Raw genomic sequence first — 15,074 nt, 5'->3', positions numbered from 1 at the left:
CGCTCCTACAGCAGGCAGCGCAACGCCCAGGTTTGCGCGGTCCCCTGTAGGAGCGGGCTTGTGTCGCGATGGGCTGCGCAGCAGCCCCCTGGATCCTACTTGTGCAGCGAAGTGCGCGCCCGCTCCAGCAGCGCCCGCGCCTTGTCTCCAAAGCGCTGCAGGTGCGAGGCCCGCACCGGCTTGCTTTCCACTAACCCCTGCTGCTTCACCCAATCCTTCCAGCGCACCCGCTCTTCCTTCACCACCCAACCCTCCTGGTGAGCAAAACTCTCAGCCAGGTGTATCCCCCGCGTGCTTGCCGGTACCAGCTCATCCTTTTTCAGCGTATACAGCTCGGCCAGTGGCTGGCCGTCCTGCAAAGGCATCAGGTACAGGTCCGGCCGTTTGCGGTTGAGCCGCGCCACCAGTTGGTCACCTTCGAGCCGCTCATCGACGTGGAACAGGCTGAGCTTCTTGGCCTCCCGAGGTACCTGCAGGCGCATGTCATAGATCAGCTGCAACGAAGCGGTAGGCAGGTGTACATAGGCTCGTGGCCGCTCCAGCAGCATCAGTTTGCCGCAATGCACCGGGCGCGCAGCACCGGACTGCGGCGTCAGCACAAAGTGTGGGTTTTCGCGGTAGTGCAGGGCAGCGGCGTAGGGCACTGGCAGCCAGGTATCGTTGAAGCGCCCGCCCAGCCAGCCTTCCGGGGTTTCCAGCAGGCATTCCTCGGCCACTTCCTGCACCGCAGTGTGCAACGGCAGGTTCAGTTCCTGCGCCGGCACGTAACCGGAAATCAGCTTCAGCACCACATCGCCTCGGTCCTGCCGGCGCTGGCGTACCAATACCCAGTAGTCACGGTTCTGCCAATGCAAGGTCAGTCGCACCGACACGCCCAGGTTGGCCAGTTCCACCACGAAGCGCTGCGCATCGGGCAACTGGATGGCCTTGCGCCGCTGTTGGGTCTGGGCGAAATTCAGCGGCATGCCGATGCTCTGGTAGATCAGCCCCTCGGGCGTGGCCTCGACATGCAGCGGCAGGGTCTTGAAGTTGCTCGGGTTCTTGCGGATCAGCGTACGCGCCACGAGGCTCCTCCTTGCGTCGGGTCAGTCTCCAGGCCAGTAGGCCAGGGGCAACTCAATGCCGGCCCAGAATACGGGCGACGGTCGCCACGTTATGGGCCAGGTGCAGCGGATTGATGGTGCCGACGATAGCACTGCTGACACCCGGATGGGCAAACAGCAGCTCGAAGCTGGCTTGCACCGGGTCCACCCCTGGGGCCAGGCAGATATGCCCGCTGGCCAAAGCCTTCTTCACCAGAATGGCCTTGCCGTGCTCGGCAGCGTAGTCCAGCACCGGGCGTTCTGCCTGCTCGTTGAGGTTGTAGGTGACCATGGCGCAATCGCCTTGCTCCAGCGCCTTCAGGCCGCCGGCGACAGTCTTGCCGGACAGCCCATAGCCGAGGATCTTGCCCTCCTGCTTGAGCTCGGCGAGGGTCTGGTACACCTCCTGCTGTTCGAGTATGGCCAGGTCGTTGCCGTCGGAGTGCACCAGCACCAGCTCGATGCGGTCGGTTTCCAGGCGCTGCAGGCTGCGCTCCACCGAACGGCGGGTGTGGGCAGCACTGAAGTCGAAGTGTGACTGGCCGTTGTCGAATTCTTCGCCGACCTTGCTGACGATCACCCATTCATCACGCTGGCCGCGCAGCAGCGGGCCCAGGCGCTCTTCGCTGCGGCCGTAGGCAGGTGCGGTGTCGATCAGGTTGATACCCAGCTCGCGGGCCTGGGCCAACAGCAGGCGGGCGTCGTCATCATCGGGGATGGTGAAGCCGGTGGGGTACTTGACGCCCTGGTCGCGGCCCAGCTTGACCGTGCCCAAGCCCAGCGGCGAAACCTTGAGGCCAGTGCTGCCCAAGGGGCGGTGGAAGTCGTGCAGGGTTGGCAGGCTCATGGCAGCAGTTGCTCCCAGGCCGGTACGCCCAGTGGTGGGCGTGGCAGGTCGGGCAGGTCCGCCTGGGCCTGTGGGTGGATGCCGTCACGCTCCAGGTGGGCGATTACCCGGTCGCTGAAGTCCGGCGCCAGGGCCAGCTTGGTCGGCCAGCCGACCAGCAGGCGTTGCTGGTCGGCGAGGAAGGCGTTGTCGGGGCGCACCAGGCCAGATTGTGCTGGTTCCGCGCGGCTGACCCGCAGGGTGGCCCAGCGCACCTGGCTCTGGTCGACCCATGGCAGCAGGCTGGCGATTTCCTTCTGTGCCGCCGCGATTTGCGCCGACGGCTCGCGGGCGACGCCATCGGCCTCGGCCAGGTCGCCGCCCAGGTACCAGACCCACTGGCCATCGGCGGCCGGATGGGTGGTGACGGTCACCCGCGGCTTCGGCCCGCCACCCAGGCAGTGGGCATAAAGCGGCTTCAGGTTGGCGCCTTTGGCCATGACCATGTGCAGTGGGCGGGTCTGCATGGCTGGCTGGTTCAGGCCCAGGGCATGCAACAAGTCTTCGGTGCCGGCGCCAGCGCTGAGCACGATGCGCTGGGCGCGGATGTCGCGGCCATCCACGCACAGGCCGACCAGCTCGTCAGCCTCGCGCAACGGTTCGATGCGCTCGCCGGCCAGCAGGCTGTCACCCGCCAGTTCGGCCAGGTTGGCCAGCAGGCTGGGCACGTCGACGACCAGTTCGGCCAGGCGATAGACCTTGCCCTTGAAGGCGCGGTCCTGCAGTGCCGGTGGCAATTGCTCGCCCTTCACCTGATCGACCCGGCCGCGCACGGCCTTGCTGGCGAAGAAGCTGGTGAGGTTGCCGGCCAGGGTGCCTGGCGACCACAGGTAGTGGGCGTCGGACAACAGGCGGGTATGGGTAAGGTCCAGCTCGCCGCTGCCATTCAGCGCTTCGCGCCAGCGGCGCGGCATGTCGGCGATGGCTTCCGAGGCACCGGTGAGGGCGCCGTGCAGGGCGTATTTGGTACCGCCATGGATGATGCCCTGGGACTTGATGGTCTGCTCGCCGCCAAGGCTGGCGCGCTCCACCAGCACTGTCGAATAGCCCAGGCGGCGCAGGCGGGCATTGAGCCAGAGGCCTGCGACCCCGGCGCCGACGATCAGCACGTCAGTGGAAATGGCGGATGGCATGGCGGTACCTCGAAGTCTGGGACAGCTGGCAAGTATACAGGGTCGGGCACAAGGGGGCTGCTGTGCAGCCCTATCGCGACACAATGGGCGTGTACAGCCTCGGGGTTTTCTGAAATTGCCTTGAATGGCTGGCCGGAATGAGGATGGTCGAGACGATACTCGATGGCATCGAGTAGCCGTCTGAGCCGCAGAAGAAGGTGTCAGGCTGGGGGGCTTGGCTGGGATTGTGTGAGGGCTGACAGGGGCCCGCCTTGATGCTTGCTGCGCCTGTGAAATCGAGCGCCGCCCGCGCGGCGCTCGATCTACGCGACACCATAAAAATCAAGGCAAGCACCTGGCAGCTCTGACCCAACCTCCCGCCAGGCACAAGGCAACCATCAATGCCCAGCCGTCTTCGAAAACAGCTGGATCACCACCACCCCACCCACGATCATCGCCATGCCCAGCATGGCCGGCACATCCAGCTTCTGCCCATAGATCACCAGCGCCGCTACACTGATCAGCACGATCCCCAACCCAGACCAGATGGCATAGGCGATCCCTACCGGAATGCTACGGACTACCAGGGTCAGCATCCAGAACGCGATGGCGTAGCCAATCACCATCAGCAACAGCGGCAGCGGCGTGCTCAGGCCTTTCACCGCTTTCATCGAGGCGGTGGCAATGACTTCGGCGCAAATGGCGATGGCGAGGTAGGTGTAGGCATTCATGACGGGATCCTCCGGTAACAGGCCGCAGATTCTAGACTCACCCTGGATGGGGTAAAGTCATTACCTATCAACAGTGGAGATAGGTGATGGCCGAACAGTGGAACCTCGAACAATTGCGCACGTTCCTGCGGGTCGCCGAATTGCGCTCGTTCTCGGCCGTGGCCCGCGAACAGCGCAAAGCCCAGTCGGCGATCAGCAGTGCGATTGCCATGCTTGAAGCCGACCTCGGGGTCACCTTGTTCGAGCGCAGCAGTGGGCGCCAGCCCAAGCTGACCGAAAACGGTAGCGCTCTGCTGCAAGACGCCCGTGAACTGTTGCGCCAATGCGAGCGCCTGGATGGGCGCGCGCTGGCGCTGATGCGCGGGCAGGAGGCCTTGCTGCGGGTGGCCCAGGACGAAGCCATGCCCTACCAGCCGGTCATCGACAGCCTCGACGAACTGGCCAGCCGCTACCCGTTCTTGGAAGTGCAACTGGCCAGCGGCGCGCAAGGCGATGTCGCGCGCAAACTGGTGGAGCGACGTGCCGACCTGGGGCTGTTTTTCAATCACGAAAGCATCCCGGCCTCGTTGGACCGGCGTGCCTTGGGCAGCGTGGAAATGGTTACCGTGTGCGCGGTCGGCCACCCGCTGGCAGGCGAAGGCCGGGTCACCCGCCAGCAACTGGCCCGCCACCGGCAGTTGCTGATCACCCCGCAGCAAAGTGGCTACCCGGGCGGTGAGGCGATCAGCCCGCAGGTGTGGCGCGCCGACAGCTTCTACGCCATGGCCGAACTGTTGATGCGCGGGCTGGGCTGGGCCTGGCTGCCGCGACACGTGGTGCAATACCCGACCTACCAGGCGCACATGGTCGAACTGGACAGCGAGTGGCGACCGCCGGCCCTGGTGGCGGAACTGGCCTGGCGCCGTGACGCGCCCTTGGGCCCGGCCGCACAGTGGTTGGCCGAGCGCTTTGCAGTGCACCTGCGCGCGATCGGGTAAACTCCGCCGCCATGAACAGAACACTCTATACCTTGCTGTTTCACCTGGGCCTGCCGCTGGTTGCGCTGCGCCTGTACCTGCGCGCGCGCAAGGCGCCGGCCTATGGCCAGCGCATCGGCGAGCGCTTTGCCTGCAAGCTGCCGGCCATGCGCCGGGGCGGCATATGGGTACATGCCGTTTCGGTGGGCGAGAGTATCGCTGCGGCGCCGATGGTGCGTGCCTTGCTCAAGGCCTACCCTGGGCTGCCGATTACCCTGACCTGCATGACGCCCACCGGTTCCGAGCGTATTCGCGCCCTGTTCGCCGACGAACCACGCGTGCAGCATTGCTACCTGCCGTACGACCTGCCTTGGGCGGCGGGGCGTTTCCTCGACCATGTGCGGCCGAAGCTGGGCATCATCATGGAAACCGAGCTGTGGCCCAACCATATCCATCAGTGTGCCCGGCGTGGCATCCCGGTGGCCTTGGCCAACGCGCGTCTTTCCGAGCGTTCGGCCCGTGGCTATGGGCGCTTCGCCAAACTGACCCGGCCGATGCTGGCCGAGATGAGCCTGATTGCCGTGCAGACCGAAACCGAGGCCCAGCGCTTCCGTGAGCTGGGCGCGCGCCCCGAGTGCGTGCAGGTCACCGGTTCGATCAAGTTCGACCTGAAGGTCGACCAACAACTGCTGCCACGGGCCAGGGCATTGCGTGAACAGTGGGGGGCCGAGCAGCGACCAGTGTGGATCGCCGCCAGCACCCACGAAGGCGAGGATGCCTTGATCCTGCAGGCGCATCGGCAGTTGCTGCAGGTACATGGTGATGCGTTGCTGATCCTGGTACCGCGTCACCCCGAGCGGTTCGCTGCGGTGCACGCGCTGTGCAGCGAACAGTTCACCAGCGTGCGTCGCTCGGCCGGTACCCCGGTCGATGCGCAGACGCAGGTATTGGTCGGCGACACCATGGGCGAGTTGCTGTTCCTCTATGCACTGGCCGACATTGCCTTCGTTGGCGGCAGCCTGGTAGCGACCGGTGGGCACAACCCGCTGGAGCCCGCAGCGCTGGCCTTGCCGGTGCTGATGGGGCCGCATGTGTTCAACTTCCTCGAGATCAGCGCCATGCTGCGCGAGGCGGGGGCGTTGCAACAGGTGGACGATGCCGACGGTTTGGCCGAGGCCGTGCGCCGGTTGATTGAGCTGCCGCAGGATGCCCAGCGCATGGGCGAGGCGGGCAGGGCGGTGATGCGAGCCAATCAGGGGGCGTTGCAGCGGCTGCTCGATGGCCTTGGCAATCTCATCAACTGATTTCCAGATAGATCCTCACAGCGAAGCGATTCCTGTAGGAGCGGCCTTGTGTCGCGATGGGGCGCGCAGCGGCCCCGAGTACAGCAAACCCGGTCCATCTCAACGACCGAATGTGCTTTCCCAGGGCCGCTGCGCGCCCCATCGCGACACAAGGCCGCTCACGCTTCAGGGGCGCCGTTCGAAGTTCTTCGCCGCCGCCGCAGCCAGGTCCGGCGGCAGGAAGTCCTTGTCCGGGTTGTAGTCCGGTTTCAGGTACTGCTTGAGGTCCTGCAGGTCCTGCGGGCTCAGGGTGCCGGCCGCCTGCTTCAGGCTCAGGTTGTCGAGGATGTAGTCATAGCGGCTGTTGTTGTAGTCGCGCACCGAGGTATACAGCTGGCGCTGGGCGTCGAGCACGTCGACGATGTTGCGGGTACCCACCTGGTAGCCGATTTCGGTGGCTTCCAGTGCGCTCTGGTTGGAGATGATCGACTGCTTGCGCGCCTGCACCTGTTCCACATCGGTGTTCACCGCGCGATGCAGGTTGCGGGTGTTCTCCACCACCTGGCGGCGCAGGCTCTCGCGTTGCTGCTCGCTCTGGCTCAGGCGCTGGTAGGCCTCGCGCACCTGCGAGCTGGTCAGGCCGCCGCTGTAGATCGGGATATTCAGCTGCAGGCCGACGCTGGTCTGCTCGACATCACCGCTGTAATGCACCCCTGGCAGGGAAGGGTTGGTGAAACCGAGGCTGTCGTTATCACCTTTCTGGTACTTGGCCACCGCATCCAGCGTCGGCGCATGGCCGGCCTTGCGCTGGCGCAGCGTCTCCTCGGCAGCGGCAACCGCATAGTTGGTCGCCAGCAGGTTGAGGTTCTGGCGCCCGGCAGTCTCGACCCAGGCCTTGGCGTCGTTCGGGGTAGGTACCTGCACCGGCAATGTGTGGACCACGCCCTGGATCGACGTGTAATCACGGTTGGTCAGCGTCACCAGGGCCTCGAAGGCATCCTGTACCTGGCGTTCGGCAATGATCCGGTTGGCGCGTGCAGTGTCGTAGCTGGCCTGCGACTGGAGGACATCGGTCTTGTCCGACAGGCCCACATCGAAGCGTTCGTTGGATTGGTCCAGCTGGCGCTTGAACGCGGCTTCCTCGGCCTTGGTGGCGGCCAGGTTGTCCTGGGCCCGAAGGACGGCGAAGTAGTTCTGCGCAGTTTGCAATATCAGGTTCTGCTCGGTGGCCGACAGCTCCAGTGCCGCTTGTTCATTGACGGCCTCGGCGGCCTGCAACTGGAACCAGCGGTCAGCGCGGAAGATCGGTTGGGCCAGGGTCGCGCTCCACGAATTGCCGCTGCGGTTGGAGGTCATCGATGGCTCATCCAGCTTGGTGCGGGTGTTCATCATCTCGGCACCGGCCGACAGGTTTGGCAGCAACCCGGCACGCGCCTGCGGCACCACTTCGCGACGGGCGCCGTAATCGGCGCGGGCTGCGGCCAGGTCAGCGTTGTTGTCCACCGCTTCCTGGTAAACGCTGACCAGGTCGGTTTTCACTGTAGAGGGCACGTCCGCTGCCCAGGCCACTCCGTTGGACGCACAAGACACGGCTATTGCCAGTGAGAGTTTGCGCAGCATAGAGGCAATCCTTGTACGAAGTTTAATTACTGAACTGTTGAGTATCGAGCGACGGGCCAGTGTAGTGCCATGCGCACCCGGCAACAATGCTCGGCGTACCTTTCATCATCCGCGCATTTACCCGCTTGGCTTTGCCGACCACTCCAGTCTAGACTGCGCATGTTCTTGTCGGGGTGCCTTGAAGCAAAGGCTGAGATCGCAAAGTTGCGGATCCCGTTGAACCTGATCAGGTTAGCGCCTGCGTAGGGAACAAGATTGCTCGCCTTCCCGGCCAGCCTCTTGTGCCAGGTCCGGGAATGTCACAGCTGCGTGCAGCTTCAGGCACCCCCATATCCGGCACTGCACCCGTAAAGGGGTGCGTCCGCGCCTTTCAGGTTCACCCCGACATTCCACTGCCCGGAAGCCGTCTGGAGAGCCTGTGATGACCAAACAAGAAAAAGCGATAAACCTCAGCGAATCGGCACAAGTCGATCAGCAGTCCGTACAACCGTTCCCGCGCTCGCGCAAGGTATATGTCGAAGGCTCGCGCCCTGACATCCGCGTACCTATGCGTGAAATCAGCCTGGACGATACCCCGACCGATTTTGGTGGCGAAGCCAATGCCCCGGTGCTGGTCTACGATACTTCGGGCCCGTACACCGACCCCAACGTGGTCATCGACGTGCGCAAGGGCCTCGCCGATGTGCGTTCGGCGTGGATCGAAGCACGCGGTGATACCGAACGCCTGGACGGCCTGAGCTCCAACTTCGGGCAGCAGCGCCTGAACGATGCCGAGCTGGCCAAGCTGCGTTTCGCCCACGTGCGCAACCCGCGCCGTGCCAAGGCCGGCGCCAACGTCTCGCAGATGCACTACGCCCGCCAGGGCATCATCACCGCCGAGATGGAATATGTGGCCATCCGTGAAAACATGAAGCTGCAGGAGGCCCGCGCCGCTGGCCTGTTGAACGAGCAGCACGCCGGCCACAGCTTCGGTGCCAATATCCCCAAGGAAATCACCCCCGAATTCGTTCGCCAGGAAATTGCTCGTGGCCGCGCGATCATCCCGGCCAACATCAACCACCCGGAACTGGAGCCGATGATCATCGGCCGCAACTTCCTGGTGAAGATCAACGGCAACATCGGCAACAGTGCCCTGGGTTCCTCGATCGAGGAAGAAGTGGCCAAGCTGACCTGGGGCATCCGCTGGGGTTCGGACACGGTCATGGACCTGTCCACCGGCAAGCACATCCACGAAACCCGCGAGTGGATCATCCGCAACTCGCCGGTGCCGATCGGCACCGTGCCGATCTACCAGGCCCTGGAAAAGGTCAATGGCGTAGCCGAAGACCTCACCTGGGAGCTGTTCCGCGACACCCTGATCGAGCAGGCCGAGCAGGGTGTGGACTACTTCACCATCCATGCCGGCGTGCTGCTGCGTTATGTGCCGCTGACCGCCAAGCGCGTCACCGGTATCGTCAGCCGCGGTGGCTCGATCATGGCCAAGTGGTGCCTGGCGCATCACAAGGAAAACTTCCTGTACACGCATTTCGAAGAGATCTGCGAGATCATGAAGGCCTACGACGTCAGCTTCTCGCTGGGCGACGGCCTGCGCCCGGGCTCGATTGCCGACGCCAACGATGCTGCGCAGTTCGGTGAGCTGGAAACCCTCGGTGAACTGACCAAGATCGCCTGGAAGCACGACGTGCAGTGCATGATCGAAGGCCCCGGCCACGTGCCGATGCAGTTGATCAAGGAAAACATGGACAAGCAGCTGGAGTGCTGCGACGAGGCGCCGTTCTACACGCTCGGCCCGCTGACCACCGATATCGCCCCAGGCTACGACCACATCACCTCGGGCATTGGGGCCGCGATGATCGGCTGGTTCGGTTGCGCCATGCTCTGCTACGTCACGCCCAAGGAGCACCTGGGCCTGCCGAACAAGGATGACGTGAAGACCGGCATCATCACCTACAAGATCGCTGCGCATGCTGCCGACCTTGCCAAGGGCCATCCGGGCGCGCAGATTCGTGACAATGCCTTGTCCAAGGCGCGCTTCGAGTTCCGTTGGGAAGACCAGTTCAACCTGGGCCTGGACCCGGACACCGCCCGTGCCTTCCACGACGAGACCCTGCCGAAGGAATCGGCCAAGGTCGCGCACTTCTGCTCGATGTGCGGGCCGAAGTTCTGTTCGATGAAGATCACCCAGGAAGTACGTGAATACGCTGCCAAGATCGAGACCGTGGACGTGACGGTCGAGCAGGGCATGCGCGAGCAGGCCGAGCGGTTCCGCCAGGAAGGCAGCCAGCTGTACCACAAGGTCTAAGCCGCAGCGCTAACCCTGTAGAAGCGGCCTTGTGTCGCGATGGGCCGCAAAGCGGCCCCGGCAATTTCAGTCGCGAAGCTGAAAACCCGGGGCCACTTTGCGGCCCTTTCGCGACACAAGGCCGCTCCTGCCACGACCGCGTCCAATCAAACTACCTTGCCGAGTGCCTGCAAGCATGACATCACCCAGCCAATTCTCCCCCGAACACCCGGTCCCCACCGCCCAGCGCATCTTCGGCGCCCGCGACCTGTTCTCGCTGTGGTTCTCCCTGGGCATTGGCCTGATGGTGTTGCAGGTCGGCGCCATGCTGGCGCCTGGCCTGGGCCTGGCCAGCGCGATGCTGGCGATTGCCCTGGGCACTGCTGTCGGGGTGTTGTTGCTGGGCGCCGCCGGGGTCATCGGTAGCGATACTGGCCTGTCGGCCATGGGCACCCTGAAACTCAGCCTGGGTGGCTACGGCGCGCGCTTGCCGGCGCTGCTGAACCTGTTGCAGCTGGTAGGCTGGGGCGCGTTCGAAATCGTCGTCATGCGCGATGCCGCCAGCCTGCTGGGCGCGCGCGCATTCGGCGACGCCAGTGCCTGGAACAGCCCGATGCTCTGGACTCTGTGCTTTGGCGCCCTGGCCACCTTGCTCGCGGTCAGCGGGCCGCTGGCGTTCGTGCGCAAGGTGTTGCGCGCCTGGGGTATCTGGCTGCTGCTGGGCGCCTGCCTGTGGCTGACCTGGAACCTGTTCGCCAAGGCCGACCTGACCGAGTTGTGGCAGCGTGCCGGCGACGGCTCGATGTCGCTGGCGGTGGGCTTCGACATCGTCATCGCCATGCCGTTGTCCTGGCTGCCGCTGATCGCTGACTACTCGCGCTTCGCCCGCAACGGCAAGCATGTGTTCGGCGGCACGGTAGTGGGCTATTTCATCGGCAACACCTGGCTGATGAGCCTGGGTGTGGCCTACACCCTGGCCTTCGCCGCCAGTGGCGAAGTCAACGCCTTGCTGCTGGCCCTGGCGGGCGCAGGCATGGGCATTCCACTGCTGCTGATCCTGCTGGACGAGGCGGAGAAGGCCTTCGCCGACATCCACTCGGCGGCAGTCTCCACAGGCGTGCTGGTGCGCCTGAAGGTCGAGCACCTGGCGCTGATCATTGGCGTGCTGTGTACCCTGATCGCCCTGCTGGCGCCACTGGCACAGTACGAGAACTTCCTGTTGCTGATCGGCTCGGTGTTCGCACCGCTGTTCGGCGTGGTGCTGGTGGACCATTACCTGATCCGTCGTCGGCGCCTGCCGGTACAGGTGCGCAACCTGCACTGGCAGGCGTTGCTGGCGTGGGTGGTGGGCGTGGCGGCATATCATGTGATCGCCGCACAGGCGCCGGACCTGGGGGCGACCCTGCCGGCATTGCTACTGGCAGGGCTGGTGCATGGGCTGCTGGGTTTCAGCCGCGGCCGGGAAACAGCTCAGGCTTGAGTACGCCATTCAGGCGCGGGTAGGGGATTTTCAGTTCCACGTGGCCCATGGAGTAGGGCGCGATGGTGTAGACCTCGTACTTCACCACCACCGCGCCGTAGGTCAGGGCGATGTGCGGCGAGTGCTTGAATGGCCAGGTCTTGATGAATTCGGCGTCCTTGTCCATGCCCACGCTCATCAGCCAGGCACGGTGCGATTCCTCGACGGTTTTCCAGAAGGTGTCTTCCTGGCCGGGCAGCAGCATGTCCTGCAGGGTCAGTACCTTGTCGAGCTTGCGCGAATAGTTGATGAAGCCGCGACCGGGCATGCCGTGGGCGCCGCCGCTGTCCAGGTAGCTGGACAACTCGATGATCACCAGTCCGTCATGCTGTTCACGTACCTTGGCCTGCAGGTAGCTGCTGTTGCGCTTGTCGGCAGTGGCCAAGTATTGCTGCTCGTAGGCTTGCAGGGTAGTCGGCGTGTTGCCGTGCTGGTTGTCTTCGGTCAACTGCAGCAGGCGTTTTTCGACGATGCCATCGAGTTTGGGCAGGGCTGGGAAGTGGATGGTGTCGATGTTCACCAGCGGGCAGTCACTTTCGCTGCAGCCGGGTTTGACATGCTCCCAGGCATCGCGCTTGACCTCGAGCGGCGCCCGGTAATTGGGCGTGAACAGGCTCTGGCAGGCGCCCAGGGCCAGGGCCAGCACGGCCACGGAAGTCAGTTTGACAAGTGTCATGGTGATCCTTGCAGAACAGGGAAAGTCGGCCTTTGACCGTCTGCGCGGCCTTCAGTTCGCCACTAAGCTAACAGAGAGCGAGCGCGCTGTCCCGACTGCGCGAACGGTAACCGGAAAGGGGTGAAACCCGCTGGCGTGCGGAGTAGGATGGCGCGATGCTGTAAACGAGGTAATGAGGATTTCCATGTCAGACACGTTGAACTCAGTGCCCAAGGCGATCGAGATCGTCAAGCGGGATAACTGCTTCCAGGGCTTCTACCGGCTCGACAAGGTGCACCTGCGCCACGAGTTGTTCGCCGGGGGCATGGGCCGCGAGATCAGCCGCGAACTGTTCGTGCGCCATGATGCGGTGTGCGTGCTGCCCTATGATCCGCAACGCGATGAAGTGGTGCTGATCGAGCAGTTCCGGGTAGGGGCCCTGGGCAAGATCGATAACCCCTGGCTGATCGAGATGGTTGCCGGGTTGATCGACAAGGACGAGCAACCTGAACAGGTCGCCCACCGCGAAGCCGAAGAAGAGGCCGGCCTGGCCTTCAGCGCGCTGTGGCCGATGACCCGTTACTTCCCGTCGCCCGGTGGCAGTGACGAATACGTCCACCTGTACCTCGGCCGTTGCAGCAGCGAAGGCGCGGGTGGCCTGCACGGCCTGGAGGAAGAAGGCGAAGACATTCGCGTGCGCGTATGGTCGTTCGAAGATGCCTTGCAGGCCGTACGCGACGGGCGCGTTTGCAACGCGGCAACCATCATCGGCCTGCAATGGCTGGCGCTGAACCGTGACGAAGTACGAGGTATGTGGAAGTGAACCTGCTGCGCGAGCGTTATCGGGTCGACCTGGTCGGGCTGCAGGCAGCCTGCGAGGCCAACTACGCCCGGCTGATGCGCCTGTTGCCAGACATGCGCACCACCCAGAGCTCGCGTCGCATCGGCATGACCCAGGGCGACCAGATGCTCGGCGTACTGGTGCTCGACGTGGTGCTCGCGTGCCCGTACACCACCACCCTGCACGTGCGCCAGGAGCACAGCCTGCCATGGTTGCCGGTACCGCACCTGGAAGTGCAGGTGTACCACGATGCACGCATGGCCGAAGTGGTCAGCGCCGAGCATGCCCGGCGCCTGCGCAGCATCTACCCCTATCCCAACGCGGCCATGCACCAGCCGGACGAAAAGGCCCAGCTCAACCTGTTCCTGGGCGAATGGCTGAGCCACTGCCTGGCCTGCGGCCACGAGCTCGCAAGCGTTCGCTGAATTGTGACGTGGTTTGGCTGCGGGTGTTTGCTCGCAACCGTTGTACCGCCATAATCCGTGCTGAATCCGTTCGAGGAGACGGCCGTTGCCGCAGCCAGATCAATCGCGCCCCGTGCATGTGGTGCAACTGACCGATGCCCACCTGTTCGCCGACCCGGCCGGCAGCATGCTGGGCCTCAATACCCGCGACAGCCTGCACCATGTAGTAGCCCAGGTGCGCCGCGAGCAAACACTTGTCGACCTGCTGTTGTGCACCGGTGATCTGTCCCAGGACGCCAGCGTGGCGTCGTATGAAGCGTTTCGCCAACTGACCGCGCCGGTCGCCGTGCTCACTCGCTGGTTGCCAGGCAACCATGACGAGGCGCGGCTGATGGCGCAGGTTGCCCCCGAGCTGATGCAGGCGGTGACCGATATCGGTGCGTGGCGCATCGTCATGCTCAACACGGCGGTGCCCGGGGCGACCCACGGGTGGTTGCAGGATGATCAGCTGGCGCTGCTGACAGCGGCCTTGGCGTCGGCGGGCGACCGGCACTGCCTGGTGTGTTTGCACCATCAGCCGGTGGACATCGGCTGCGCCTGGATCGCGCCGATCGGCTTGCGCAATGCGCAGGCGCTGTTCGCTATCGTCGACGCTTATCCACAGGTGCGGGCGCTGCTCTGGGGGCATGTGCACCAACCCTGGGATGAAATGCGCGCGGGTCGGCGTTTGCTGGCCACGCCGTCCACCTGTATTCAGTTCGCGGCAGGCAGCGAGGACTTCAAGGTCAGTGAAGAGCAGCCTGGGTACCGCTGGTTGCGCCTGCACGCCGACGGGCGGCTGGAGACCGGAGTGGAGCGGGCGTTGGACTTCGAGGTGAAGCTCGACTTCGATAGCCCGGGGTATTGAGGATCTTGCGGCTGCTGCGCAGCCGATCACCGGCGATGGGCGCGCAGCGACCCCGGCGCTCTTGACGAAATTGTTGCGAAAGCCGTGACACTGCGTCAAAACCCGGCGAACGCGCTACACTGCGCGTCCCTGCGCCCGCATCATCAGGCGCCAAGCCACAGATAACCGGGGGCAGCATGTCGGGTTCCATCCTCTATATCCATGGCTTCAACAGCTCGCCACTTTCGACCAAGGCGCGCCAGCTCGCGGCTGTCATGCAGCAGCTCGGCATGGCCGACCAGTTGCGCGTGCCCGCCTTGCACCACCACCCGCGCCAGGCCATCGCCCAGCTCGAAGCGGCCATCGCCGAACTGGGTGCGCCACTGCTGGTAGGCAGTTCGCTCGGCGGCTACTATGCCACCCATCTGGCCGAGCGCCATGGCCTCAAGGCCCTGCTGGTGAACCCGGCGGTAGCGCCGCACAAGCATTTCGACGGGTACCTCGGCACCCAGCGCAATCACTACAGCGGTGAAACCTGGGAACTGACCCATGATCACGTGCAGGCCCTGGCCGAGCTGGAAGTACCGGCCCCGGTGGACGCCAGCCGCTATCAAGTGTGGCTGCAGACCGCCGATGAAACCCTGGACTATCGCCACGCCGAACGCTATTACCTTGGCTGTGCCCTGCGCATCCAGGCTGGCGGCGACCACAGTTTTCAGGGCTTCGCCGAGCGCCTGCCGGCACTGCTGGCCTTCGCCGGCATTGCCCGTGGGCAGTATGCAGCGCTCGATTTTTCTGTATTTTGACTTTTTGCATTC

The 15,074-nt window shown here is 64.3% G+C and carries 14 protein-coding genes and 1 riboswitch; of the genes, 8 read left to right on the top strand and 6 right to left on the bottom strand.

All coding sequences use genetic code 11. The features are described 5' to 3' along the window. Window positions 1-95: 95 nt before the first annotated feature. The 4 genes from HU763_RS22095 to HU763_RS22080 all read right to left on the bottom strand — a co-directional run bounded on the left by HU763_RS22095 (window position 96) and on the right by HU763_RS22080 (window position 3,811). On the bottom strand, window positions 96-1,064 hold the full coding sequence (locus HU763_RS22095) for a metal ABC transporter ATPase (RefSeq protein WP_186684409.1): 969 nt from the start codon (window positions 1,062-1,064) through the stop codon (window positions 96-98). Window positions 1,065-1,116: 52 nt separating this feature from the next. After that, the gene (locus tag HU763_RS22090; RefSeq protein WP_186684411.1) at window positions 1,117-1,929 is read right to left on the bottom strand and encodes an aldo/keto reductase; all 813 of its coding nucleotides are present in this window, start codon (window positions 1,927-1,929) and stop codon (window positions 1,117-1,119) included. Then, window positions 1,926-3,101 (bottom strand): NAD(P)/FAD-dependent oxidoreductase, encoded by a 1,176-nt coding sequence (locus HU763_RS22085; protein ID WP_170033066.1) that lies wholly within the window; start codon window positions 3,099-3,101, stop codon window positions 1,926-1,928. Before HU763_RS22085 ends, HU763_RS22090 begins: the two co-directional genes overlap by 4 nt. 377 nt (window positions 3,102-3,478) lie before the next feature. Further along, on the bottom strand, window positions 3,479-3,811 hold the full coding sequence (locus tag HU763_RS22080; RefSeq protein ID WP_170033064.1) for a DMT family transporter: 333 nt from the start codon (window positions 3,809-3,811) through the stop codon (window positions 3,479-3,481). Window positions 3,812-3,897: 86 nt separating this feature from the next. On the opposite strand from HU763_RS22080, the gene HU763_RS22075 reads away from it, so the two are divergent. Further along, window positions 3,898-4,788, top strand: a complete 891-nt coding sequence (locus tag HU763_RS22075) for a LysR family transcriptional regulator (RefSeq protein WP_186684413.1) — start codon at window positions 3,898-3,900, stop codon at window positions 4,786-4,788. 11 nt (window positions 4,789-4,799) lie between these two features. Further along, window positions 4,800-6,071, top strand: a complete 1,272-nt coding sequence (gene waaA / locus HU763_RS22070; protein ID WP_186684415.1) for a lipid IV(A) 3-deoxy-D-manno-octulosonic acid transferase — start codon at window positions 4,800-4,802, stop codon at window positions 6,069-6,071. A gap of 165 nt (window positions 6,072-6,236) precedes the next feature. Here the strand turns inward: waaA and HU763_RS22065 are convergent, their stop codons facing one another. Next, window positions 6,237-7,670 carry a TolC family outer membrane protein gene (locus HU763_RS22065; protein WP_186684417.1) on the bottom strand — a complete coding sequence of 478 codons (1,434 nt, stop codon included), beginning with the start codon at window positions 7,668-7,670 and terminating at the stop codon, window positions 6,237-6,239. Between the two features lie 159 nt (window positions 7,671-7,829). Continuing rightward, window positions 7,830-7,936: riboswitch (TPP riboswitch) on the top strand. A gap of 155 nt (window positions 7,937-8,091) precedes the next feature. Between HU763_RS22065 and thiC the strand changes: the two genes are divergently transcribed. Both thiC and cytX read left to right on the top strand, forming a co-directional pair. Further along, on the top strand, window positions 8,092-9,972 hold the full coding sequence (thiC, locus tag HU763_RS22060; RefSeq protein ID WP_170033056.1) for a phosphomethylpyrimidine synthase ThiC: 1,881 nt from the start codon (window positions 8,092-8,094) through the stop codon (window positions 9,970-9,972). Between the two features lie 175 nt (window positions 9,973-10,147). Next, entirely contained in the window at window positions 10,148-11,431 is a 1,284-nt protein-coding gene (gene cytX, locus HU763_RS22055) for a putative hydroxymethylpyrimidine transporter CytX (protein WP_186684419.1), read from the top strand. Here the strand turns inward: cytX and HU763_RS22050 are convergent. Then, the gene (locus HU763_RS22050; protein WP_186684420.1) at window positions 11,400-12,146 is read right to left on the bottom strand and encodes an RsiV family protein; all 747 of its coding nucleotides are present in this window, start codon (window positions 12,144-12,146) and stop codon (window positions 11,400-11,402) included. The genes cytX and HU763_RS22050 overlap by 32 nt on opposite strands. 184 nt (window positions 12,147-12,330) lie before the next feature. Between HU763_RS22050 and HU763_RS22045 the strand changes: the two genes are divergently transcribed. From HU763_RS22045 to HU763_RS22030, 4 genes are all read left to right on the top strand, one after another. After that, the gene (locus HU763_RS22045) at window positions 12,331-12,948 is read left to right on the top strand and encodes an NUDIX domain-containing protein (protein ID WP_186684421.1); all 618 of its coding nucleotides are present in this window, start codon (window positions 12,331-12,333) and stop codon (window positions 12,946-12,948) included. Then, the gene (locus tag HU763_RS22040; protein ID WP_114170587.1) at window positions 12,939-13,391 is read left to right on the top strand and encodes a DUF1249 domain-containing protein; all 453 of its coding nucleotides are present in this window, start codon (window positions 12,939-12,941) and stop codon (window positions 13,389-13,391) included. The genes HU763_RS22045 and HU763_RS22040 overlap by 10 nt, the downstream gene beginning before the upstream one ends. An 85-nt stretch (window positions 13,392-13,476) precedes the next feature. Continuing rightward, window positions 13,477-14,277, top strand: a complete 801-nt coding sequence (gene cpdA / locus HU763_RS22035; protein ID WP_186684422.1) for a 3',5'-cyclic-AMP phosphodiesterase — start codon at window positions 13,477-13,479, stop codon at window positions 14,275-14,277. A 176-nt stretch (window positions 14,278-14,453) separates the two neighbouring features. Continuing rightward, window positions 14,454-15,062 carry a YqiA/YcfP family alpha/beta fold hydrolase gene (locus HU763_RS22030; protein ID WP_186684423.1) on the top strand — a complete coding sequence of 203 codons (609 nt, stop codon included), beginning with the start codon at window positions 14,454-14,456 and terminating at the stop codon, window positions 15,060-15,062. The last annotated feature ends 12 nt before the right edge of the window (window positions 15,063-15,074 follow it).

This window comes from Pseudomonas anuradhapurensis (genome assembly GCF_014269225.2).
Lineage (GTDB): Bacteria > Pseudomonadota > Gammaproteobacteria > Pseudomonadales > Pseudomonadaceae > Aquipseudomonas > Aquipseudomonas anuradhapurensis.
This window is presented reverse-complemented; position numbering and strand designations above follow the sequence as displayed.

Excerpts from the sequence above, each read along its gene's own strand:
- HU763_RS22090 (WP_186684411.1), bottom strand. The coding sequence starts at position 1,929 with ATGAGCCTGCCAACCCTGCACGACTTCCACCGCCCCTTGGGCAGCACT.
- HU763_RS22085 (WP_170033066.1), bottom strand. The coding sequence starts at position 3,101 with ATGCCATCCGCCATTTCCACTGACGTGCTGATCGTCGGCGCCGGGGTC.
- HU763_RS22080 (WP_170033064.1), bottom strand. The coding sequence starts at position 3,811 with ATGAATGCCTACACCTACCTCGCCATCGCCATTTGCGCCGAAGTCATT.
- HU763_RS22075 (WP_186684413.1), top strand. The coding sequence starts at position 3,898 with ATGGCCGAACAGTGGAACCTCGAACAATTGCGCACGTTCCTGCGGGTC.
- waaA (WP_186684415.1), top strand. The coding sequence starts at position 4,800 with ATGAACAGAACACTCTATACCTTGCTGTTTCACCTGGGCCTGCCGCTG.
- HU763_RS22065 (WP_186684417.1), bottom strand. The coding sequence starts at position 7,670 with ATGCTGCGCAAACTCTCACTGGCAATAGCCGTGTCTTGTGCGTCCAAC.
- thiC (WP_170033056.1), top strand. The coding sequence starts at position 8,092 with ATGACCAAACAAGAAAAAGCGATAAACCTCAGCGAATCGGCACAAGTC.
- cytX (WP_186684419.1), top strand. The coding sequence starts at position 10,148 with ATGACATCACCCAGCCAATTCTCCCCCGAACACCCGGTCCCCACCGCC.
- HU763_RS22050 (WP_186684420.1), bottom strand. The coding sequence starts at position 12,146 with ATGACACTTGTCAAACTGACTTCCGTGGCCGTGCTGGCCCTGGCCCTG.
- HU763_RS22045 (WP_186684421.1), top strand. The coding sequence starts at position 12,331 with ATGTCAGACACGTTGAACTCAGTGCCCAAGGCGATCGAGATCGTCAAG.
- HU763_RS22030 (WP_186684423.1), top strand. The coding sequence starts at position 14,454 with ATGTCGGGTTCCATCCTCTATATCCATGGCTTCAACAGCTCGCCACTT.